The following is a 24,605-nucleotide window of genomic DNA, read 5'->3' as shown; positions in this document are numbered from 1 at the left end:
ATGACCCTAAGCTATTTATGCCACCATAGGCTCGGTAGGTGACGTAACGAGGTACGCTTTTTGAATCGGGCTTCCTGCTTATTCTTAAAACTCCTGACATCTTCTGCCGAGTTGAATTTATCTGGGTACTTTTCTGCTATCTCTTGGTATTTCAGTCCATCTGCACGTAGCTTAATAATGTTGCGATAACGATCAACAGTCTCTAATTGGATTGGGTCACGCCGAGATGGAATGTCTGCATCCATATACGCTTGATACTTCCGAATATCATCCCAAATATCTTCGATATCATGGATCGTGGTATCCTTTTCGATACGAATACTCAAGCTAGTGACTCGCTGTTGCTCTTTCGGTAAACGCACATCATTCATTCTTGGCGACGGCCAAGCACTTTTTTGTGATGGCGGTTCTAATGATTTATCGGCAGAAAATATGTAATTGAAAAGCGGATGAAGCCAGCGTGGATCGAGATTGAACTCAAGCCTTAGGTTATCAAGCTCGTCAAGCAATTCCTTATTCGGAGGCAGCAACTCATATCCATATGCACCTCCGTATCGCTTTGCGGTATCTTCATCGGCATTGCGGTAGAAATCGGCAAACCACTCAGCCCGTTCGTCATAAGGAATGCCCGTTTCAGGAATACCTAGCCGCTTACGAACATCAGATACAGCAGCTTGGAAACGAGGCATAGATTCAAGGATTCTTGCATGTGGTTCCCAATAATTATCTGACTTAGTTTTTGCCATAGCCATATTATACTGCTAACAGTGTTATTACATCTGTTTTTGAGGTATAATGTTGTGTAATATGACAACCACAACAGACACTAAAAAAGAGCAAGAACGAGCCCGGCTACACAGCACGATTTGGAAGATTGCGAACGACTTGAGGGGATCAGTAGATGGATGGGACTTCAAACAGTATGTTTTAGGCATACTGTTTTATCGTTTTATATCCGAAAACTTGTCAAATTACATTAATGCCGAAGAGCGCAGAACAGGTGCTGCCGACTTTGACTATGCCAGCCTAAGCGATGATGCCGCCGAGTTTGGTCGCAAGGACACGGTAGCTGAAAAAGGCTTCTACATACTGCCAAGCGAGCTGTTTGAAAATGTCCGCAAGAGAGCAAAAGAAGAGGATAACCTTAACGAAATTCTTTCGGGAATCTTCCGCAATATCGAGAACTCTGCCAAAGGTGCTGATAGCGAAGACGATATAAAGGGTCTTTTCGATGATCTCGATGTAAATAGCAGCAAGCTCGGCCAGACAGTTGCTAAGCGCAACGAGCGCCTCGTTAAACTACTTGATGCTATAGGAAGCCTTGAAGTTGGTCGTTACGAAGACAATACAATCGACGCATTCGGTGATGCTTATGAATACCTCATGACCATGTACGCGTCATCGGCGGGTAAGTCTGGTGGTGAGTTCTTCACGCCTCAGGAAGTCAGTGAGTTGTTAGCTCGTATCACTGTGGTTGGCAAGAAAGAAGTGAACAAGGTATATGACCCAGCCTGCGGCTCAGGTTCACTACTGCTAAAGTTCGCAAAGGTATTGGGTAAGGAGAATGTTCGACAAGGATTTTATGGACAAGAGATCAACCTCACCACCTACAACCTTTGCCGTATCAACATGTATCTACACGACATTAATTATGAAAAGTTCAGCATAGCTCATGGAGATACACTGACCGATCCAGCCCACTGGGATGACGAACCCTTCGATGCCATCGTCTCGAATCCACCTTACTCTATTAACTGGGAGGGTGATGCAAATCCATTACTAATCAATGATCCTCGTTTTTCTCCAGCAGGAGTTCTTGCCCCGAAGAGCAAAGCCGACCTAGCGTTCACGCTTCATATTCTTAACTGGCTTTCGACTAGTGGTACGGCTGCGATTGTTGAATTCCCTGGAGTGTTGTACCGAGGCGGTGCTGAAGCAAAGATCCGTAAATATCTTGTTGATAACAACTTTGTAGATGCAGTCATTCAGTTACCTCCTGATCTATTTTTTGGTACAACTATCTCGACATGTATTGTGGTTCTCAAGAAGAGCAAGAAAGATAACTCCACTTTATTCATCGATGCCTCGGCCGAATTTGTGCGAGGTGGTAACAAAAACAAGCTCGGTCAAACTAACCAAGATAAAATTCTTGAAGCATTCACTAATCGCGAAGATGTTGAACATTTTGGAAGACTTGTCCCAAATAGCGAGATTTCCGAGAATGACTACAACCTTGCGGTCAGCAGCTACGTTGAAGGTAAGGACATGACGGAGTTCGTCAATATCGCTGAACTCAATACGAATATCAAAGAGATAGTTGCTAAGCAGTCAATACTACGTACTCAGATTGATGAAATCGTATCTAGTATCGAGGGTTCTAAGAATGGGTAAAATCGATCAATTAATTGCTGAGCTTTGCCCAAACGGAGTGCAGTTTAAGCACATTTGGGAAGTCACTGCTTGGGATAAAAAATTCAACGCCGTTGATAATAAAAAACAGCCCAAAACTTACAAGTATTCCTATCTTCTAGCAAGTGCTTTAAGAAAACTAGCAGTTGAAGGTGGTGACGTTAAGTTACTGTCTACGGGCGGTGAAGTTTATGGGTATACGACCGAAGAATTGGCGGGCAAAAACATCTCTGAAGGAGAGATAATATCAATTCCATGGGGTGGTCGTGCTACAGTCCAGTATTACAACGGAAAATTCGTTACAGCGGATAATCGTATTGCTACATCACTCGACAAAAACTATTTGGACAATAAATATCTTTATTACTTTATGTTGAGTAATCTACGAACAATTCAATCGTTCTATCGTGGATCAGGCATACAGCATCCAAGCATGGCAAAAGTGCTTGATATGAAGATTCCAATTCCCCCTATTGAAGTGCAAAAAGAGATTGTACAAATTCTGGATAAGTTTACACAATTGGAAGCGGAGCTGGAAGCGGAGCTGGAAGCTAGACGGAAGCAGTACGAATACTACCGAAATCAGCTACTGACGTTTGACGAGCAGAGAGAGAGAGTCAGATGGCTAACTTTGGGAGAGGTTTGCAATATTTCACGGGGGCGTGTCATGTCTAAGGATTATTTGACGGAAAATTCAGGGGACTATCCTGTGTATTCTTCTCAGACTGCCAATAACGGAGTCTTTGGAAAAATAAAAACATACGATTATGACCTCGAGTCTATAACATGGACGACCGACGGTGCTAACGCAGGTTCCGTTTTCTATCATAATAACGAGAAGTTTAGTATCACGAATGTTTGCGGTTTACTCCAAGTTAAAGCCGATAATTTAAGTACGCGCTTTCTTTTTTACGCACTTCAGTTATTGACCAAGCCTCATGTAAGCGCAGGTATGGGAAACCCGAAGCTAATGAGTAATGTTATGGCAAAAATAAAAGTGCCTATACCTTCTATTGAGGAGCAAGATAAGATAGTGAATATTCTAGATAATTTTGATTCTCTTGTTAATGGAATGACCGAAGGCCTACCTGCCGAAATCAAAGCACGTCGTCAGCAATACGACTATTACCGAACCAAACTACTCACATTTCAGGAGGCTACAGCGTGAATAAGTACAGTATGGTGGCAGAAAATTCCAACAGCACTGTTGTAGGTGAATTTACTCCTGCAAAAACCCGTGCCACTAATTACCAGAGTGAAGCGGATTTAGAAAAAGCATTTGTAGAGTTATTACAGGCTCAAGCCTATGATTACTTACCCATCACCAGCTCGACAGACCTCACAGACAATCTACGTACTCAGCTAGAGAAGCTTAACAGCTACCAGTTTAGTGATAGTGAATGGAAGCAGTTTTTTTATGAACATATTGCTAACCCGAACAGCACCATTGAAACCAAAACGGCGACCATTCAGGAAGACCATGTCAAGAATCTGTACGACGAACACGGTCAATTCAAGCGCAATATATATCTTATAGATAAGAAAAACATTCACAATAATAGCCTCCAAGTAATTAACCAATACGAAGTGGACGGTGCACGGGCTAACCGCTATGATGTCACGATTCTCGTAAATGGCTTGCCACTCGTGCATGTTGAGCTGAAGCGTCGAGGTGTGGCTCTGCAAGAAGCCTTCAATCAGATTAACCGTTATCAGCGTGATAGCTTCTGGGCGGATAGTGGACTATACGAATATGTACAGCTATTTGTTATCAGCAACGGAACGTACACAAAATACTACAGCAACACTACACGGTTCCAGCACATCAAAGAGGCTAGTGAGACTCGTGCTAAACGAACAAAGAAAACCAGCAACAGTTTTGAGTTTACGAGCTGGTGGGCAGATGCAAATAACAAGCCTATTTTTGATCTTATGGACTTTGGTCAGACGTTCTTTGCTAAACATGCGATCTTAAACGTCCTAACAAAATACTGCGTGTTTACCAGCGACCGATTACTGCTTGCAATGCGACCCTACCAGATCGTTGCAACTGAGCGAATATTGAATCGGGTTGAAGTTTCAACGAACTATAAAAAACTAGGCACCATCGAAGCTGGCGGATACATTTGGCATACCACTGGATCGGGCAAAACGTTGACTAGCTTCAAGACAGCTCAACTTGCCAGTAAATTATCATCCGTAGATAAAGTACTATTCGTTGTCGACCGTAAAGACCTCGACTATCAAACCATGAAGGAGTATGACAAGTTTGAGAAAGGCGCGGCTAATAGCAATACGAGCACTGCCAAACTTACCAAACAACTTGAAAACGACAATGCTAGAATCATAATCACAACCATTCAAAAACTAGATAAGTTCATAAAGAAGAACGAAGGACACAAAGTATTTGATGGTCACGTCATAATCATCTTTGATGAGTGTCACCGATCACAGTTCGGAGATATGCACCACGCAGTCACAACCAGCTTCAAAAACTACCACCTCTTTGGTTTTACGGGTACCCCTATCTTCGCTAAAAACTCTTCTAGTGGTGGTCGTGTTGATCTAAAAACGACCGAACAGGCCTTTGGCGAAAAGCTACATACGTACACGATAGTCGATGCTATCACTGACAAAAACGTACTGCCTTTTCGCATTGACTACATCCGAACCATAAAAGAGGCTGACGATGTCGATGACTCACAGGTACGTGACATTGACCGCGAAAAAGCCTTGGCTGCGCCGGAACGCATCTCAAATGTCACACAATATATTCGTGATCACTTTGATCAAAAGACTAAGCGCAACAGTAAGCCGTACGCATTCACCGCTTTAGCAAGCGTCCATGAAGCCGCATCGGCAAAAGACCGTTCGGCCGTTGAAGAAATCAAGCAAAAGATTCGACTAAGCGGGTTTAACTCCATATTTGCCGTCAGCTCTATCGATGTTGCAAAGCTGTACTATACAGAGTTCAACAAGCAACAAGCAGATGTACCAGAGTTAAAGAAATTAAAGATAGCCACGATATTCAGTTACGGTGCTAATGAAGTCGATGATGAAATGGATGGGCTCGAGGACGAAAACTCCGACAATACAGATGGTCTAGACAAAAACTCACGCGACTTCCTCGAAGCTGCGATAAAAGATTACAACCAAATGTTCGGTACAAACTACGATACATCATCCGATAAGTTCCAGAATTACTACAAAGATGTCAGTTTGCGTATGAAGAACCGCGAGATTGATCTGCTCATTGTAGTGAACATGTTCCTGACAGGCTTTGATGCCACAACTTTAAATACACTCTGGATAGACAAGAACTTGCGAATGCATGGGCTACTCCAGGCCTATTCACGAACCAACCGAATTCTAAATTCAATTAAGACATTTGGCAACATTGTTACTTTCCGTAACCTAGAGAAGGCCACCAATGATTCTCTGTCGCTCTTTGGTGATAAAGAAGCTAGCGGAATCGTACTACTCAAGTCATTCCGTGAGTATTACGACGGTTATGAAGCAGAAGGTAAGCAGGTGCGCGGATATGCCGAGCTTGTTAATGAGTTGATTGAACGATTCCCAGTTGGCCAGCCTATAATCGGTGAGCAGAATAAAAAGGATTTCATTAAACTCTATGGTGCAATCCTAAAGGTGCGCAACATTCTCTCTACATTCGATGACTTTACGGGTAACGAGATCCTATCTGAGCGTGATGTGCAGGATTACCACAGCATGTACATTAACTTTTACGATGAGTTCCGCAAAGTTAATGAGAGTGACAAAGAAAATATCAACGATGACATCGTATTTGAAATGGAGCTCATCAAACAAGTCGAGATAAATATTGATTACATCCTTGAACTCATCCGCAAATATCATGCAAGTAACCAAGAGGATAAGGAACTGCTTGTTGATATTAACAAAGCTATTGATTCAAGCATCGAGCTTCGGAACAAGAAGGAACTTATCGAACAATTCATCAGCAGTATTAATGTTGACTCATCCGTTGATGACGACTGGCAGTCATTCGTGAATTCCAAGAAGATAGAAGAGCTTGATCGAATTATCTCTGAGGAAAATCTTGACCGTGAAGAAACCTACAAGTTTATTGAAAGGGCATTCCGTGACGGCGGTGTACAAACGAGCGGTACTGCTATCACAAAAATCATGCCCCCTGTCTCTCGTTTCAGCCCAGACCAAAGTCGTGGCAAGAAGCGAGAAACAGTGTTAGATAAATTAGCATCGTTCTTCAATAAGTTCTTCGACATTTCGAACGGCAGATTGGGAGAGTAGGCTAAAATTATGCCTAGCACTGCGATACGTAGCACTCGGATAGGCTTTTATTACCAAGACCTCTATGCCATTCTCGTTTTCTTGAGTAACTATGAGGCAAAAAGAAAAATGGAAAAGTTCTTTGTTGATTTTGAGTACGACTCAACTAACAAGAAATCCTACGATCTTTTAGTAGAACTCATCGATAATTCTGGAGTACCGACGCAAGAGGTTTATGAAGTCAAGACTGGTCAATACTTTAAAGAGAAGACAGGCCTAGTATTCGAAACGGTCGCAGATTATGCAAAGCTTAGAAAGAATTCAGTGCTTAGCATTAATGACAAAAGTACTGTCATTATTAGCAAAGATAGGGCAGTTGCTGTCAGAAATTTCAGAGACCACGCACAAAGACTTCATCATTACACTACGCTATCGACCGAAGATGCCCAGAGTGCGCTGCAGTATTTTAAAGACAAGCTTTCAAGTGACTGTTACGACAGCGATGACGATCTCCATACATCTATTAGGGCTATAGTTTTTGAAGAAGGTTCACCACTTACTGTTATCGCAGGAGACCCAGATAGTGACATAAAGGATAACGTACGGGAAAAGGTACGACGGGTCGCTAGGAATCTGCCAATAAGCTTTCCTAATCCAATTGCATTTCCCGAAGATATGCTAATCCATGAACTACTAAGCATTATTCAGTCAAAAGCTGGAACCCAAGAAAGTCTAATCGATGAATTTCGTAGTGCAATGATCAACTATTACGCAAGATACAAGCTTCAAACTGAAGGTATATCTCCTGGTTCAGGAGGTAGTCTCGAACTTGCATGTAATGATATTGAGCAATTAATGAATGTGTACGAGGGTGTAGCCATCCCTGCTGAAACAACCCAAACTGAGGGTGGTGAGGTGTCATGAGTACTGCGGGCATGAATAATTTCAAAGGGCTCGATTACCAGACGTGGTCTGCGGTTTTACTATTTCTTATGCGATCACGAGAGGCTTCTTTTGATTCAATTATCCTTGAGGATAAAAATTGGGAAGACTTTACTCTCGTTTACGTAGACGGTAAAAAGATAGTATGTGAATCGAAGTACTATGCACGTGCCTTCACGACAAGTAATTTACTTAAAATATTGAAAAACATTACCGAGAGCCCAGATGATCTTAGTGAAAAAGATGAAATACTTATTGTTTGTCCATCCGTAAGTAACGATCTGGAAGAGCGGATAAAGCACCTGCGCTGGTACACGGATCATGAAGCTTGGTTCACACAAAAAGGTTACTCTGCAAAAGAAATTGAATTACTGCCTAGAGTCTCATTCTTTAAGCCCGAATCGGCAGAGTTCTTATACGAGGAGTCATTAGCGTATTTCTATAACCACCCTAAGCTGGCTGGTGCGTGGCTCCCACGTGCAGATGTCGAGAGATGGCTTGATTCAATTGTTATGAGTAGCTTTTTCAGGAAAGCAACCAAGGGCGAGAAGTTCACTAGACAGCAATTAAGTGATGACGTTGATAACTACTACGATAACGAGCTAGATAAAAATGTCGAATACGACAGACGACAGACGGACATCCCGCAACAATTTAAAAGTATTCTGACACATATAAAAAACCACGATGAGAACCAAATTAAGCGAAATATTAGCGCGTGGACTATTCAGCCTGACCTTATGTACTTTGTTATCCAGGAGATATTTAGCCAGAAGGGACTGAAGCTTGCTGACTGGGATATCGTATGGTCAAAAATCATAGATCGACAATACTCGTTCCGCGTAGTTTACGATTTTAAAGATCATATAAAGGATCGAGAAAATGCAGCCTACACAATAGGGCTCTTCGCTAGTCATACGGATGCTTTTACTAATCCGGCATTCGATGATTTTCGGGCAGAGTTCGCTATGCAAACAATGGAAATGATTCTAAAGGAGCACTCTGATCTTTCGCCTCAGGTTTATGACTTCATCGACGCATTCCTTAAGGACAAACGAGTGGACTACACCGAGCTTGATGATAGGAGTGATCGACAAGAAAAAGTAGAAATAGCAAAGCTACTAGTGCTTACATTTGATTACTTCCAAGCAACCAAAAATCAGGAATATATTGGTAGATCTATTGAGCTAGTGTCACTTTACTTTAATCTCATCGATGATGACGGTGAATATGATATATATACCCCATCTCCGATTTTTAATATTTTATATAAGTATCTCGCAGCCGACTTCATCAACAGGATTGAAGAAGTAATCGACATAATTGTCGGTCAGTATCAAAACGCTAAGATTTACGGTGGATCATATAATGGTTGGGATGGTATGGGCGGGGGCGTCAGCCAATCTGGGGATCAATTCACCTTAAATGACAGACACTATATTCAACATGTCCTCGAGCCCGCCTTGAAAGAACATTATGCTTTCGATAAGACATCGGCCTGGAAATTAGTTAATGAAAGATTTATTTCAAAAGATTCAAATGTATCAGTAGATAGACCTGATTTTTTGAATCGAGCTGCATTACATATAGTTCTGCAAGAGTATAGTGACGGTGAACATAGTGATGATGCGTTAAAAATACTGAAGAATCAAGTCATTGCCCGAAAGGGAATTCCATCAAAGCACGAACTTATTTTTCAAATGCTACGAGATAAAAATCCTGATTTATCTAATGATAAAAAATGGTCATTAATAAATATTTTCCTAAAAAAATACACCCTACCATATAGCGTGTTTGTTGAGCAGATCGTCTCCTCGCTCGCTCTTGATGGCGATGAACGTGCACTTTCAGCAATCGTTTCATGGATGGACAACCCCGAATACCGTAAACGACAAGTATGGCACAGCTTCTACGTGGGCCGCATTATGATACAACTACTTTCATCTGATCCGACGACTAAGCTATTTGAAACAGGCGTGGAAGTATTGAATAGTTATCTTAAGACCAAGGAATTCACTCATGAACTTGGTTCGTTTGACTCGTACGATATTAGCCGAACCATCGCACAGGTTATCGAGCGAGATTATGATTCGGGGCTAAAGATACTTCGTGATATCAATAAATCGGATGTTTTGACCAGCAACCAGCAAACAGCAATCTGGCTAAGCATTGAACAAGTTGACAAGGATAACAAAGCGCTCATAGGTAAGTTATATCAGGATTTCGTACGACCAGTTCTCTACGATGAGTTGGGCGGCGACAATTCCCGTATTGAGGCACGACTCACAGAGCACTACCCTCGACAGCTTGCAGTTCAGTTTGGTGAACATTTAGCAAAGCAAGGATTTGTTAACGAAGCGCTAGAGATTGCACGTATATTTATCAATGATTCGCACCCCAAGCTTGAGAATGATCCTGACGATCCAAAAGGCCAGTCTAACTATCATCTCAAGATTCTTAACGGTGAAGAGGATCCAAGAATCATAACAACTGTACGGGGTTGGGTGGCATGGATCCTGTCGTCGCTAATTTCGATGCGAGGTAAGGATCATCTAGAAGAAGTTGCACAAATGACCGAGAAGCTAGTCAAAGACGAGAATCTATACGTTGTTACTCAAGGAATGATTCCATTGACATCGCTAATGCAGAACAGACACTCGGTACTGCCAAAAACTGATAAGAGATTCATACCCCGTGAGCTTTCCGATCATATCGAGAATCTATCACTTGAATTAGTCGACAAATACGATAACAAGGTCATACTTCACCACTTAGAAGCAGTCTTGCACCGCTTTAGAACCATGACCACAGAACAGGCAATGCATGTTTTCAAACAATATGGGCTAATTGACAATAAGGCGAAGACGGATGATATATACACGCTTTTAATTTCTTTTGCTCTTTTTAGAAAAAACTTTTTCACTGATGAATCTTTTAAGAAGCTTTTTGGCGAAGATATGTACCAGAAAGTTAACAACTTTGACGATCAACCATTTAAAGATCTGCTAAACATGATAATTGAAAGTGATAACGACGAGGCGAGGACTCATATAGGATGGTTCTTCTGGACGCTCCCCAAGAAAGGCAGTAACTACGAAGAGGATATTGATCTATCCTTTGAGTACCTAGACAAGATTGCAGACCGATACACTAGAGAAGCATTTAACAGAGCTGCCTACTTCGTAAACGATCGAATCAAAGAACGTCCCGAACAAAGCTTACGATTATGGGAGAAAATAACGCGTAACGAACAAGCATGGATTAGTGAGAATTATAAAACGCTTGAGAGGTCATCATGGTGGAGCCACCATTATAATGATGACTTCCTTATTACCGCCAAAGAACTTGCTGGTGATGAGAAATACCTAGAGATGCTAAGGATCATCTTGTCATACCCTGAAGGCTACCAACCGATGTTCAAGCCTCAATTGCACTACGATATCTTAAGACAAATTAAAACAGGCGAAGCAAAAACAGTTCTCGATAAACTTAAGGCATCCTACCCATCACTTTACGCGAAGGACATTGACGAAAACTAACATGAAAGTCGAAGAAATAAATGAAAAATTCTTCGGAGATGAAAAGACTCACCGCTATCTTTTAGATGTATACCGAGAGTGTGTCGAGAAACTGATTGTAGCGAATGTGTTAGTTGAAGTATGGGCTAATTCTAAGGCTGGTCATGGGCATATTAAAGGCAGGAACTGTAATACCTGTGCTGTATTCTTCCAAATATACTTTTCCTGCGTTGACTCAATGTTCTTACATCTTCGTTTACTATTTTCAAGGCAGGAGCCAGCTCTTGCAAACGCATATTTGGAATCAGTTAGAGATTTAAACATAGAAGACTACGAGTCGTATTATTACGACAAGTACGAACACAAGGTTAGTGAAGATGAGAAAAAAGTCATTGAGCCGTTATTTCCTTTGGCCAAAGACCACTTATCAAAAATATCTAACCTATATTTAAAGCGTGTCGAACCGTATCAGGCTTTTGCATTCCACCAACCAAAAGACGGTAAGTACTATAAAGTTACTACTGGTCAAAGGGCTGAGGAGGGTATGACATATGTAACGCACACTTTGTCTCGCAAATTTAAACATGATCTCCGACCAGCAAAAGAAATGCTAGATCTTTTAGCAGAAGTAATTCACATGTATCTAAAAGTTTCTAGTAAGTATTACCATGTTCTGAAGATATATCCGCAGAACTACGTGAAAGAAACGGTGTGGATACTTGGAGTGGAGCAAGTTGGTGATGAGGCTATAGAGGATATGATTACTAATGCTAACAAGCACACGGAAGACATGATCCATTTGCTCGAATGTAGTGGTGGGTTAAATAGTCACAATGGTCTAATCTTTAAGAAAATTGAGCTTGCTCAAAGAACTAACAATACTTGCTAGAGTTGGAGTTTAGTACAGATGTATACGAACCTAAAAGACAAAAAGTATTACGAAGATCGTTATGATGACGGTACCGTAGTCAAATGCCGTTCCGGTGAGCGAATCGTAAATGATACGTTCAAGATCATGGAAAAGAAGCTCCCCAAAAAGGAGCTGACTGAAAAGTTGCCGGGTTGGTATCTGCAGTATAGCCTGTACTATTTTTGGTTTGTTGAATCGGCAGCAGCCGAACGAGCTGAAAATCGGGAGGCTACTATCGCAAAATGGGTGGCGGAAGATGAGAAGAAAGACAACCGCTTAGCCTCAGCACATATCTCAGGCGGTACTTACTGTCGTAGTTGCGGTAAAGACATGCGAGTTATCAGCAAAGACTATATGCGCCGTGATAGCCGCAAAGATGATGACATCCTAATCATGTTTGAATGCGTAGAATGCAATAAGCGTATGGCTCTTTGGGAAGACGGTACGCAGTGGGAAGGTGCAAAGCATGAATGTGAGAAATGCGGTGGTAATACGACCTCAAAGACCACCAAAGAGTTCGATGTTATTACATGGACTGAGACCTGCGAGAAATGTAAGCACGTTAAAACAGATACACTTGATCTATCCTCTGATAAGAAAGAGCCCGAACCCGTTGATCCTTACCTAGAACTCGACCGTAAACGCTTCGTTTTCGATAAAGATATGATCTTCAAATACGACCAGAAGCTGAGACACTTTGAAAGAATGGCGAAACTTCATGCCACAGCCGAGGATAAAGTACAGCATGTTGATGTGCATGACGGTATTAAACAGGTAAAGAAGCTCAAAATAGTCCAACTCAAGGAGTTACTCGAGCCAATCTTTACTAAAGAGGGCTATAGCGACTTTAAGCTTGGCGATCCACAGATTGGTCGTGAAGTATCACTAGATTTCAGCTGCCTTGATACCAAAGACGAACGTGAAGAGTACCAAAGCAAGAAAGACCTGCATAAAGCCATAGAGAAGGCTCTGGAGGATACTAACTGGCGAGTAATGAGTGCTGGTGTAAGTTACAGGCTCGGATTCTTGTCAGGAAGCTTGCGGGCTTACGAAAGTGAAGAAGAAATACGAAAACTGGTCGAACAACGTATGAAGAACGGCTACATTCCTAAAGCAGAGCCTAAAGAACCAACAGTATCAACAACCAAGCCAAAAGACGAGTTCTATAACCGTGATATGCGTGAATCAGTACTCGTATATTTCGATAAGTTGATGCTGGGCAGTGTACCAGCTGAGATCACACTCAAGAGCGGTATCGTTAAGCCAACAAGCATACCGGTATTGTCTGGGGAAATGAACCCCTTACTTAGAGTATTCATACCTATGCGAGATAACGATGAATCAGTCCCAAAGTTCATCCGAAACTATGATTTCAAGTTTGGTGAAGACAAGAAAATGGCAAAGGTTCGTAAAGACAGCCGTGAGCGTAAAATACGCCTAGTTTAATAATTAGCACTCTTGACATGAGAGTGCTAATTTTCTATACTGAACATAGAAGCTTTTATGCTTCTCTGGAAACCATTAACACTAATGATGAAAGGAGAATTATATGAGTAATCTCGTAAGATGGGATCCGTTTGCAGAGCTAACTGCACTACAAAAGCAGTTCTTTGGTGATGATTGGGCTTCTCAACTAAAGGGTGTGACAATCCCTACTACAGATGTCTTCACAAAAGACAATAACCTTATTGTTGAAGCACATCTGCCAAACTTCGAACAAAAGGATATAAATATCGAAGTTGAGAATGGCGCTTTAGTCATTAGTGCTGAAAGGCATGAAAAAGAAGAGGACAAAGGCAAACAGTATGTTGTGCGTGAGAGTTCGAGTAGCTTTTATCGCCGTATAGCCCTTCCTAAGAGAGCAGATGCTGAGAAGATCGAAGCACATCTCGATGATGGGGTATTGAAGGTTAGCGTACCGCTTACACCACTTCCTGAACCAAAGAAAATTGCTATTTCTGCGAAGAAGAAATAAGTCCAGGCAGTTAGCTAAAAAGAGGCTCAATTTGAGCCTCTTTTGCTAATAAAAGTCATAAAATGAGACATTGCTCAGATATGCCGTTTCGTGTCTCATTTGTCTCGTTTTGTATCCTCCGACCCCTGTAATAGTTCCGTGACCTGTATGGGGAGCCATGAAATGACACCCCCTTAGAGGGTGTTTTTTCATAGGTACACCGGTGTACCTATGTCAGATACTGCCCTGGATATCGTATTTGTATCACGGGTAGTACTTTCAGTGATTGTGCTCGCAAAGCCTCTTATGGTATGATAGGTAACAATAGATAGGCATAAGTTTACGGGAGAAAAAATACACATGGATGTGGGACCAATTCGTGGGTCACGGCCGACAGAACGGAGAGCTGCAGCCGCGCCATCTTCGCAAACACATCATCAGTCGGAGGAGCCACAACCCGTACGAGAAGAGGCCAAATCTGTATATCGCGGTTCTACCCAGCGCCCACCAGAGTCAAAAAAAGGTGTTATGCGTATCGTATGGCCAATTATCACAGTGCTACTCGTGATAGCACTCCTGGTCACTGCCTGGTTTGCCTGGTTCAAGCCCGGAGGTACTGGTTCACCTGCTATCGACAGCGACAAGTACCAAGCGGTGTTCTTCACGAATGGGCAAGTGTATTTTGGTAAACTCCAGACACTGAATGGTGAATACCTCAAACTGACAGATATCTATTACCTCCAGAGTCAGCAGACAGCCACTCAAGATCAGAGTAATCCACAACAGACAACCGACAAGCAGAACCAAGATCAGAGTAAGGTGCAACTTATCAAGCTTGGCGACGAGATTCACGGCCCTGAAGATGCTATGGTGATCAGTAAAGATCAGGTCTTGTTTTACGAAAACATCAAACCAGATGGCAAGGTCGCGCAGTCGATTGATCAGTACAAAGGTTCAAAATAAGAGGCTTTACCCCAGTATAAACCCCCGGTAATTATGCCGGGTTTTTATTTGAGTGATTCTGCGTAGCGCGCCCAAGCCTCGTCGCTAACTTTGCTTTGGGATTTGATCAGTATCAGTAGCCCATCTTTAATAAGGATGGCTGACTGCGGACCCTTGGCGGATGTGCCGACATATACCTTGATCCCGTCTGCTTTGATTTCGTTCGTAGCGCCAAAACTTTTTGCTAGCTCCGCAAGTTGCGCATCAGTACCCTCGATAAACTGATCTGGTAGTGGCTGCTGGCTCACTGTCGCGCTAACTCCATCTATTGTGTCAATATAAGCATAGACTGGTGTACTCTCGGGTGGACTGACTCGATGCCAGCCGCCAAGTTGTTCAGTTGGTTTTCCGTGCGGCGTCAGGGTCTGGTACTCAAGCTTGTTGAGTGCGGGTACTTCTTTTTCTTTTTGAGCGGTTGACCTGTGGACTATGTAATATGAGGCGCCCCCCGCTACTAAAAGAATAACAGCTGTAACGGCGATAATTGCACGCCTATCGTGCGTAAGTTGGTGTATAGCGGCCACGGATGGTCGAGTAAATCTAGTAAATCGTCCGAGATCAATACTAATATGAATATGTGTATCTTTGGTCTGGGCTGGAGGTTGCGTCAAAACAGGCGCCGCAGGTGAAGGGGGCGTTGTGGTCGGCTTCTTGGCTTGTCGTTTGAACTCCACGCGGTATATCTCTATAGAGGGGTCATCTTGCGCCCGTGCTATAGCTGGGCGCGTGCTGTCTTAACTTCTCTCTATAAAGTGTAGCATAACCATCTATACGCGGGGAACCCAGTCCTACTTGAGGCTATAGGCAAAGTTGAGGTCGCTGGCGTATGCATTTGCATTGCTCTTTGAGCCAAGTGGGATCTTGAACATGATGCGATCTCCGGCTACAAAACCACAGTTAGCGGGATCTGCCGTGCCTGTGCCAACACCCTTTTGCCAAGTAGACTGATCGCCAGTAGATACGAAGAATTCCGTGGAGTTGCAGGCAACCGTACCACTGCCATCACCCTTAACTCTGTATAGGTAGTAAGAAACCTGGGAGTTGGTGCTGTCCGTCTTACCCATCAGTGAAGTTGAACCGCCCACGAACTTATCGAAGTTAGTTGGTAGTTGATATGTGGCATAGATGACTTTGAACTGTGATGTGGAGGACGTTGTGGTCCATTTGTAGAAATTATATGTCTCGTGGGTATTACAGATAGAAGTATTGACGCCCAGGTCGTTTGAGCAGATATCTGTCGACATGGTACCCGTACCACTACCCGAGACAATCGCGCCTGCATATTCTGGAGATAATGATACGAATGTGTCTGGCGCGGCACCACAAGCACCCCAGCCATTGGCTTCGTAGCACTGCACCTTGCCAAGGGTCGTATCGTAATACATACTGCCCACCATCGAAGGATCAAGATTTGGTGCTGCAGACGCTTTGTCTAGTGTGAGTACAGTAGGTACTCCTGATGCACTACCGTCGCCAACCTGAACGTTTGCAGTGTTGAATGAGACGCTTACGACGCCACCGGACTGAACGGTGACTCCGTCGGTGCCACTTTGGATATTAACCTTGCCTCCTGAGGATGATCCAATGTTGACATCACCCGTGTTTGAAGTACCAATCGAAACAGATCCGTTTGTGCCAGTGCCATTTGCACTTCCACCGTTCAGAACCAGGTTACCACCGTTTGTGTTGCCGGTTGTGGCGCCACCACCTTGTATTGTTAGGTCACCGCCACTCACGCCGCTGGCTGTACTGTCGGTACCTTGAATCTTGAAGTCGGACGGATTGCTACTGCTGACTCCATTGCCTAGATAGAGATTGCCATTGCTATCGAATGTTGCACGGTCTACGCCATCGGTAGATACGGCGACAGTATCTTTTGATTGAATTTTTGTCGAGCCACCTGATGCACCACTGCCACTACCTATAGTGATATTTGTTGTACCACCCGAAGAATTATTGCCGATATTGATAGTCTGTGTGCCATTACCGAGGTTTGCACTACCCACCTGGATATTGCTGGTGCTATCTGCGCCGAGGAATATACTTCCAGACGAGCCATTGCCCGTCTTGGAGCCACCCGTAATCACAACATCTCCTCCGTTAGAGTTGCCGTCGCCGCCCGCACCGCCGCCCTGTAGAAACAGTGTACCTCCGTTGCCGCCCGATGTACCCCATCCACCCCAGCCTGCGAATAGAGTAAGATTCTTGCCATTTGTGTTTTCGCCAGCACCACCTACATAAATTGCGTGATCCTGGGCGTTACCAAATTCGAGATTGCCAGAGCCAGTGACACTCAGCTCGTTGACTCCGTTGTTTTGCAGTTGCAAGAAGTTACCGCTACCTGTCTTGTTGATCGCGATGCTAGGAGTGTTACTGCTTGCATCTTCTTGGACTCCTTGTGCGAGTTGAATGAAATTGTCAGCTGTTTTGCCACCCAGCTGCGCAGAGTTGATGGCGAATGGTGTTGCTGTCATGCGTTTCATGGGTAGCATCTCGCCGTCTGCCGTACAGCTGCCGCTACCAAACGTTGTACAGGTATTATCTTTACCGGCGACGTTCATTGAGAGCCAGAGCGTGTCTTGATTCCAGTCGATTTGGTTGCCAAACGGATTCTTCGAGCCGAGCGTGACAGAGAAGTAGCCGTTTTTGACGTCGACACCTTGGTCGCCATTGTTGTTGATGTAGGTTTCGGTCCATTTCAAGCTGCCGCCAGGATTGCCCGCGCTTGTGCCCGCGCCGTCCTGGTAGATCTTGAACTGAATGTTGTAGTGGCCGTCTGGTACGAGTGCACCGGTAGATTGTGCCAGACGCCCCTGAAAACTGAGAGTCTGATTGACGCCCTCGGCGGCTTGCGTCGCATGCGCAAATACTAGCGTTGTGAAAAACGCTATAGCAAGCGATGCTACTGCTACGAACTGCAGCAGTCGACGTCGACTAATACCAGTGGGGAGGTGACACCACATCTATTTGATTTTGGCTTTCTATATCTGTTTTTTTGATATAAAAATGTTTCTTTCGCTCATACGTGTGTGGTGCCACAAAAAGCTGCTGTAATTGTAGCATAAGCGACACCGTTTTAACACTAAAACCATGTGCATTTTGGCCATATTTTTACATGTTGTGATAATTGCTATGATTTGGATTCAAAACAACCAGCGAAAATCGTGTGTTATACTACCACCAGAACTTACGAAAATAAGCACAAACACCATGAATATTTCACGAATCGGCAGTGGCGTTGTAGCGGTCATAGTTACCGCTGTAGCTGCAGTGGCACCTGTCTGGAGCCTCTCGACCGGTGGTGTGCAGAGCTACGCGGCTGATAACTCTATGAGTACCGGCACGATCGTGCAGCTAGCGGGCAAAGACGCCAACCAAGTGACAGTGGCCAAGCAGGCGCAGCTCGAAAATATGTTCGGTGTGGTAGTGGATCGCAGCGAAGTGTCGATCCAGATTAGCGACGATTCGATCGCCAATCAGACGTATGTGGCAGCATCTGGTGCACATAACACACTAGTGAGTACTCAAAACGGCGAAATCAAAAAAGGTGATTTCGTGACGCTTTCTGCGATTGACGGCGTAGCCATGAAAGCTGGCACACGCGATCAACAAAAGACAGTGTTTGGTCGAGCGCAACAAGATTTCAATGGCAAAGGAGTAGTACTGAGTACGACATCGCTCAAAGATACTAGCGGCAAAGACGCCAAAACTGTAAAAATAGGTGCGATTCCCGTGACAGTGGACATCAAGACGAATCCGAACGAGAAGGAAAAAATCAGCACCAAAGCTAATCTGCCCGAGCAGCTCCAGCGCGTTGGCGAGCAAATCGCTGAGAAGGAAGTCAATCCTATTCGTATCTATCTCAGTATTGCTATCACTATCATCAGCCTGATAGTGGCGGTCATCGTGGTATATTCCGGTGTGCGCAGCAGTGTTATCTCTATCGGACGCAACCCGATGAGCAAGAAGTCGATCTTCCGCGCACTGCTCGAAGTGATTTTGACCGGCTTACTCATTGTCATAGTAGGGCTATTTGCGGTATATTTACTACTGAAGCTATAAGCATAACCAAAAAGGGTGGACTAGACGCGCGTGGGATTATTCCAGAACAAGCAGCCGAGCTCGCAGCTCCCTGACGACGAAGTGACGACAAGTGTCGGGCACTATTTTGACGGCTATTTCCAGGAGCTCAACGAACGAGGTCGCGCCCAATTTGATGCACTGATCCAGCAGCAGACGGCTAAGTTTCAAGAAGACATGGACGCGAGTATGTCGCAGATTAGTGCGGATTTGCGGGCGTATCTCACTAAGCGCATCGACGAGCAAATTGCCGACAATGCCAAGTCTATCCGCGTGGCGCAGGCTGCGGCACTCGAGTCGATCAATGCTAGTGTCGAGTCACTCCAGAAACAGCACGAATCGTTCAGTGCGACGCTCGAAGAGCAATTCGAGCAAAGTCGAAACGCTGTCCAGGCAACGCAAGCCGAAGCCACGAAGTCGATGAACCAGTCGTCCGAGCAACTGGCCGAACAACATCGTAACCTTGGCAATGCGCTGCAAAAGACGGTGGCGCGCCAGGACGCCGAGCTCGCCGAGCAGTTCGAGGCCAGCAAGGCACAGATGCAGGCGCTCAAGCAGTCGCAGGACAGTACGCTTGAATGGTTGAACAAGAGTCTTGCGACGTTGCAAGAACAGCAGACGCAACTGGCGGCAACGTTCCAGCAGAGCGTCGCCAAGCAGCAAGACATGCTGGTAGACGGATTTGAGCATAACATGGCGCAGATTATTGAGCACTATCTACTCGGTGCACTTGGTGATCAGTACGATCTCAAGGCGCAGCTGCCATCGATTATCAAACAGATGGAGTCGAACAAGCAGGTAATCGTGGATGACATGAAGCTATGACGGAAGCGGTAGCGAGAAATCACCAGACATTTGTGTTGCCACCGAGTGTGGTGAGCAAACTTGATGTATCGCGGCTTGTGAGTGAAGTCGAGCGGATTGATGCCGAGCTTACGGCTACAGCTGTGCGCGCAAAAGCTGGGGTCGTGGCGCAACCAGATCTCGTAGTAAGTGAACAATTGACAGATTTTCTCAAACTCAACGGCATGAGTATTACCCAGAACAGCCAGGAGCGTGCGACGCTGATCAAGGAGCTGCAGCTACTCAAAGATGGGGCGCCTGTGATGCATATGACTTTCGCTGTCGAAGCGGATCGTGATAGCTTGAGTCAGTTGGCTGCGTGGTTACGCACCTCGGTTCATCCGCAGGCAGTTATTTCTGCTGGACTGCAGCCAGCACTCGTCGCGGGTGTGTATTTGCGTACACCAAACAAAGTGCTCGACATGAGTCTGCGTGGAGCGCTGGCGGGCAGCCATGATGTACTTGTAAAGGAGCTGGAGACGTACCGTGCAGGGCGCTAAGTTTTTCGAAAAACTGGTGGCATCTGGCAATCCTGTCGGTGAAATTATCGGTATCGATTCGTTCATGGTGAGTGTGCGCGGCCTGCAGCCGACCAACGTGCATGCTACTGTACGCTTTGAAGACGACACGCGCGGTTATGTGCACCAGGTATTCGAAGACCATGTCATGGTTATGAAGCTCGATCCATCGCCGCTGCATGTCGGCAATGTCTGTGTCATCGAAAAGCGCGATATCATGACACCAGTGGGCAAAAACTTCATCGGTCGTGTCATCAATGTGTTTGGTGAGCCGATCGACGGCAAGGGTCCGATCGAGGCCGACCAGGAATGGGATGTGTTTCATAAAGCGCCAGCGCTCTACGAGCGAGAGCTACTCGATACTCCGGTAGAAACGGGCATCACTATTCTCGACTTAGAATACTCGTTGGCGCGTGGTCAGCGTATGGCTATGCTCGGCGACAGCAAAGTGGGCAAGACTGCTCTGGCGGCGTCGGTGGCGATCAACCAGAAAAACACTGACATCACTGTCGTCTATGTGCTTATCGCCAAACGTCAGCGCGACGTGGCTGAACTCGTGAATAATCTCGAAAAAAACGACGCCCTCAAAAAGGCGATTGTGATCGTCACCAACTCCTTTGAATCACTTATCCTTACCTACCTAGTGCCGTATGTTGGTGCAGCACATGGTGAGTATTTCTGGCATCAGTGCAATATGGATACTCTCATGATTTACGACGATCTTACAGCTCACGCGCAGGCCTACCGTGAAATCTCGCTGATCGCCGGCGTGAGCCCAGGGCGCGACTCGTATCCGGGCGATATGTTCTACACGCACTCGAGTTTGCTGGAACGCGGCGGCAAGACGGAATCAAATCACGCCTCACAAACACTCATCCCGATCGTGTACGCGCCGGGCGGTGATATCACGGCGTATTTGCCGACCAACATCATGTCTATCACGGACGGTCAATGGATTTTGGATGGCAAGATATTCAAAGATACTATGCGACCAGCTGTGTCGACTGCACTATCGGTGACGCGTGTGGGTGGCGTTGGCCAAAACAAGCGCCAAAAAGGCCTAGCCGACAAGCTCAATCTCACGCTCGCTGGCTATCGTACTGCCGAAGAATACGCCCACTTTGGTACCGAGCTGAGCCCGCAGGCGCAGGCCGATTACGACAAAGGTAAGGTGCTATTCAAACTTATGAACCAAGCAATTGGTGAGACGTATAGTTTTGCTGAGCAGCAGTTCATCATGAGTATTGTGCTCGAGAGCGCACCAGAGGAGATTATCAACGTCGACAAACTCAAAGAGCGTGTCCATGAGTATGCAGCCAAGTTCTCCGAAGACAAGGACATGAATGGTAATTTTGACGAGCTGGCCGCACAGCTCAAGGCCGAAGTGATGACGATCGACGAAGCGAAGAAAGCGGCAATCGAGAAAGCCGCCAAAGCCGAGGCAGAGAAACAACGTCAGACCGAAGAGGCCGAAGCCGCCGACAAGGCAGAAAAAGCTGCAGAGCAGAAGTCAGCCGAGGAGAAGAAGTCGTGAGGCGCCCTCTCGAAATCAAAGCTGAAGAAGCCTCCGTACGCTCCGTCGTCAGTCTTACTTCTGCGCTTGAGACATTGAGTAGTATGCAGATTGCCAAGACCAAAAACAAGGTGCTGATTAGCAATCAGTTTTTTGATGAAGTCTGGAATATTTACAAACAAATTCGTGTCGATGTGCTGTTCAACTTCGGGCGCGCACCAGAAGAAGTGCCGATTGACAAAGAACTGCTCATCCTCATCACCGCAAAAGGTGGCCTGAGCGGTGATATCGACCAGAAACTCATCCGCAAAGTGCTGGCACACTACGACGAACATCTCAACGATGTGCTAGTGATTGGCCACCATGGTGCACTCAAGCTCAAACAGTCACACATCGATGCTACCTACTATTTTGAATTGCCAGAGAAAGACTATATCAATGTCGATCCGCTCATGGATATCATCAAAAAGTACGCCCGTAGTCGCATCTTTTACCAAAACTATATCTCACTGAGTCAGCAGGAGATCAAGGATGTGGATCTAAGCGAGGTCGTCTCTAGCAAAGGTCGCGTCGCCGATCTCGATACGCTTACAGATGAGCATGTCAGCGAGAAGACGCACATCTTTGAACCGAGCTCCTACGCAGTTGCAGCGTACCTAGAGCAGTCGATCTTGCGCCTCACGATCTCGCAGTTTATCTACGACAGTCGCCTGGCGCAGGTAGCGAGTCGTTTCAAAGCCATGTCCGCCGCCAAAGAGCGTTCGATCGATAACGCAAACGAACTTCATACCGAATACAACAGGTCCAAGCGCAACCAAGTCGATACTCGCCTCAAAGAGTCGCTGGCCGGACTGAAGAAGATACGCGCCGGAGGAGCAGAAGCATGAACGAACAAACCAACACTACTGTCTACAAAAAAGGCGTTGTCCGTAGCCTCAAAGGTCTCGTGATCAAGATCCAATTCACAGAGGATATGCCCGATATCAACGAAATGCTCTACGTTGACAACGAGCTCAAGTCGCCACTGCTCGTCAACAGCCTAGCAAATGGCGATACGGCGCTCTGTCTCAATATTGGCGGTGACTACAGTATCCAAAAAGGCGACACCGTAACCCGCAGCGGCCATAGCCTCGAGATTCCCGTGGGTGAGCAGATGATCGGCCGCGTCTGGGATGCTATGGGGCGTCCTATCGATGGTAAGCCGCAGCTCGACGATGCCACGCTCGCCACTATGCCCAAGCGCCCTATCTTCGCCCCAGCGTTTCAGGAGACAAGCCTAGAGGGGCGTCCAGACGAAGTGCTCGACACTGGTATGAAAGTGCTCGATTTCTTCACGCCATTTGTCAAAGGCCGCAAGATTGGTATCGTCGGTGGTGCTGGCGTGGGCAAGACAGTGCTTACGATGGAGATTATCAACAACGTCGCCGAAGGCTCCGGTGCCATCTCTATGTTCGCCGGTATTGGTGAGCGTATTCGCGAAGGACACGAACTCTACAAGACGCTTGGCGACAACGACCTGCTCAAGACTACGGCCATGTTCTTCGGTCAGATGAACGAAAATCCGGTACAACGTTCGCTCATTGGACTCAGCGCTATCACACTTGCCGAATACTTTCGCGACGACATGAAGAAGGATGTACTGCTGTTCGCCGACAATATGTACCGTTACATCCAAGCAAAGAACGAGGTGAGTACCATCATCGACCAGACGCCGGCCGAGGGTGGCTACCAACCAACCGTGTTTAGTGACGTCAAGACATTTCAGGATCGCCTAGCGACCAATGCCAACGGCTCGATTACCGCTCTGCAGACCATCTATGTACCGGCCGACGACCTGTCCGATCCGGCGGTGCAGATGATCCAGCACGAGCTCGACAGTACCATCGTGCTGAGTCGTGCGGTAGCGGCGCAGGGTATTCGTCCAGCCGTCGATATCTTGGCGTCCAAATCCAGCCTGCTCACGCCAGAGATTGTGGGCGAGCGCCACTACGACCTCGCCACCCGTGCTACGGCAATCTTGCAGAAGTACGAGTCACTCAAAGGCATCATCGCCATTATCGGTGAGTCCGAGCTCTCGGCCGAAGACCGCGAAGATTACAATAATGCCAAAGCACTAATCGAGTTTTTCAAACAGCGTTTCAACGTGATGGAGAAGGTAACTGGTGTACCTGGCGAACACATGACGCGTGAGCAGACGCTCGATGGTGTCGAAGCGATTATCGGTAAAACTCCCGACAAAGCTACTGAGTCAGAGGAAGCTGCCGCGTCTGAAACACCTGCTCCAGCAGAAGCCACCGTGCCATCTACCACCGAGCCTGCGGAAGAGGGTAAATAGTGGCCGAAGATGTCGCTCCTCCGGAGACAGAAGCACCGGCAGAGCAGGCGCAGACTCATGGTGGTAAGCCTACTGTTGCCTGCAAAGTTTACGCACCGTTCAAAGTCTATTTCGAGGGAGAGGCGTATAGTGTCAGCGCCGTCAATGCGACCGGCCCGTTCGATATCTTGCCCAAGCATCATAACTTTCTCTGTATGCTTGTCCCTTGCAATCTCAAAATTGAGTCGCCCGACGGCGAAAAGATTATCAAAATCCACCGCGCCCTCATGCACGTGAAGGCAAATCGTATCGTCGTGTTTATGGATGTGTAGC

The 24,605-nt window shown here is 45.8% G+C and carries 19 protein-coding genes; 16 read left to right on the top strand and 3 right to left on the bottom strand.

Translation table 11 applies throughout. The features are described 5' to 3' along the window. Positions 1 to 11: 11 nt before the first annotated feature. Complete coding sequence (locus tag GII36_RS05615; protein ID WP_260763330.1) at positions 12 to 689, bottom strand: hypothetical protein; 678 nt, start codon at positions 687 to 689, stop codon at positions 12 to 14. Between the two features lie 118 nt (positions 690 to 807). Here GII36_RS05615 and GII36_RS05610 point away from each other — a divergent pair, with 118 nt between their 5' ends. The 9 genes from GII36_RS05610 (at position 808) to GII36_RS05570 (ending at position 14,965) form a co-directional block, all read left to right on the top strand. Beyond that, entirely contained in the window at positions 808 to 2,391 is a 1,584-nt protein-coding gene (locus tag GII36_RS05610) for a type I restriction-modification system subunit M (RefSeq protein ID WP_260763328.1), read from the top strand. Next, complete coding sequence (locus tag GII36_RS05605) at positions 2,384 to 3,577, top strand: restriction endonuclease subunit S (protein WP_260763326.1); 1,194 nt, start codon at positions 2,384 to 2,386, stop codon at positions 3,575 to 3,577. Before GII36_RS05610 ends, GII36_RS05605 begins: the two co-directional genes overlap by 8 nt. Then, a complete protein-coding gene (locus tag GII36_RS05600) occupies positions 3,574 to 6,699 on the top strand; it encodes a type I restriction endonuclease subunit R (RefSeq protein WP_260763324.1) in 3,126 nt (1,041 codons plus the stop codon). Before GII36_RS05605 ends, GII36_RS05600 begins: the two co-directional genes overlap by 4 nt. A 9-nt stretch (positions 6,700 to 6,708) precedes the next feature. Next, entirely contained in the window at positions 6,709 to 7,602 is an 894-nt protein-coding gene (locus tag GII36_RS05595) for a hypothetical protein (RefSeq protein WP_260763322.1), read from the top strand. Positions 7,603 to 7,613: 11 nt separating this feature from the next. Then, positions 7,614 to 11,159, top strand: coding sequence for a hypothetical protein (locus GII36_RS05590; RefSeq protein ID WP_260763319.1), 3,546 nt, complete (start codon positions 7,614 to 7,616; stop codon positions 11,157 to 11,159). A 1-nt stretch (position 11,160) separates the two neighbouring features. Then, positions 11,161 to 12,027 (top strand): hypothetical protein, encoded by an 867-nt coding sequence (locus GII36_RS05585; RefSeq protein WP_260763318.1) that lies wholly within the window; start codon positions 11,161 to 11,163, stop codon positions 12,025 to 12,027. Between the two features lie 126 nt (positions 12,028 to 12,153). Further along, positions 12,154 to 13,494, top strand: coding sequence for a hypothetical protein (locus tag GII36_RS05580; protein ID WP_260763315.1), 1,341 nt, complete (start codon positions 12,154 to 12,156; stop codon positions 13,492 to 13,494). A gap of 103 nt (positions 13,495 to 13,597) precedes the next feature. Further along, positions 13,598 to 14,023 carry an Hsp20/alpha crystallin family protein gene (locus GII36_RS05575; protein WP_260763313.1) on the top strand — a complete coding sequence of 142 codons (426 nt, stop codon included), beginning with the start codon at positions 13,598 to 13,600 and terminating at the stop codon, positions 14,021 to 14,023. Positions 14,024 to 14,362: 339 nt separating this feature from the next. Next, a complete protein-coding gene (locus GII36_RS05570) occupies positions 14,363 to 14,965 on the top strand; it encodes a hypothetical protein (protein WP_260763311.1) in 603 nt (200 codons plus the stop codon). A 44-nt stretch (positions 14,966 to 15,009) separates the two neighbouring features. Here GII36_RS05570 and GII36_RS05565 read toward each other — a convergent pair whose 3' ends face one another. Then, a complete protein-coding gene (locus GII36_RS05565) occupies positions 15,010 to 15,678 on the bottom strand; it encodes a hypothetical protein (protein ID WP_260763309.1) in 669 nt (222 codons plus the stop codon). A gap of 114 nt (positions 15,679 to 15,792) precedes the next feature. Further along, on the bottom strand, positions 15,793 to 17,967 hold the full coding sequence (locus GII36_RS05560; protein WP_260763307.1) for a DUF8740 domain-containing protein: 2,175 nt from the start codon (positions 17,965 to 17,967) through the stop codon (positions 15,793 to 15,795). Positions 17,968 to 18,214: 247 nt separating this feature from the next. Here GII36_RS05560 and GII36_RS05555 point away from each other — a divergent pair, with 247 nt between their 5' ends. Genes GII36_RS05555 through GII36_RS05525 form a run of 7 tightly spaced genes read left to right on the top strand, consistent with a single transcriptional unit; the run spans position 18,215 to position 24,604 of the window. Continuing rightward, complete coding sequence (locus GII36_RS05555) at positions 18,215 to 19,066, top strand: hypothetical protein (protein WP_260763306.1); 852 nt, start codon at positions 18,215 to 18,217, stop codon at positions 19,064 to 19,066. A 30-nt stretch (positions 19,067 to 19,096) separates the two neighbouring features. After that, positions 19,097 to 19,909 carry a coiled-coil domain-containing protein gene (locus tag GII36_RS05550; RefSeq protein ID WP_260763304.1) on the top strand — a complete coding sequence of 271 codons (813 nt, stop codon included), beginning with the start codon at positions 19,097 to 19,099 and terminating at the stop codon, positions 19,907 to 19,909. Next, positions 19,906 to 20,427, top strand: a complete 522-nt coding sequence (locus tag GII36_RS05545; RefSeq protein WP_260763303.1) for a F0F1 ATP synthase subunit delta — start codon at positions 19,906 to 19,908, stop codon at positions 20,425 to 20,427. The genes GII36_RS05550 and GII36_RS05545 overlap by 4 nt, the downstream gene beginning before the upstream one ends. After that, on the top strand, positions 20,414 to 21,979 hold the full coding sequence (locus GII36_RS05540; RefSeq protein WP_260763299.1) for a sodium-transporting two-sector ATPase: 1,566 nt from the start codon (positions 20,414 to 20,416) through the stop codon (positions 21,977 to 21,979). Before GII36_RS05545 ends, GII36_RS05540 begins: the two co-directional genes overlap by 14 nt. Continuing rightward, on the top strand, positions 21,976 to 22,845 hold the full coding sequence (locus GII36_RS05535) for a F0F1 ATP synthase subunit gamma (protein WP_260763297.1): 870 nt from the start codon (positions 21,976 to 21,978) through the stop codon (positions 22,843 to 22,845). The genes GII36_RS05540 and GII36_RS05535 overlap by 4 nt, the downstream gene beginning before the upstream one ends. Beyond that, complete coding sequence (locus GII36_RS05530) at positions 22,842 to 24,293, top strand: ATP synthase beta subunit C-terminal domain-containing protein (RefSeq protein ID WP_260763295.1); 1,452 nt, start codon at positions 22,842 to 22,844, stop codon at positions 24,291 to 24,293. Before GII36_RS05535 ends, GII36_RS05530 begins: the two co-directional genes overlap by 4 nt. Then, positions 24,293 to 24,604, top strand: coding sequence for a F0F1 ATP synthase subunit epsilon (locus GII36_RS05525; protein WP_260763293.1), 312 nt, complete (start codon positions 24,293 to 24,295; stop codon positions 24,602 to 24,604). Before GII36_RS05530 ends, GII36_RS05525 begins: the two co-directional genes overlap by 1 nt. Position 24,605: the final 1 nt, after the last annotated feature.

The sequence above is a fragment of the Candidatus Mycosynbacter amalyticus genome (genome assembly GCF_025273655.1).
GTDB lineage: Bacteria > Patescibacteriota > Saccharimonadia > Saccharimonadales > Saccharimonadaceae > Mycosynbacter > Mycosynbacter amalyticus.
Note: the sequence above shows the minus strand (reverse complement) of the source record. Positions and strands in the feature narration are given on the sequence as shown.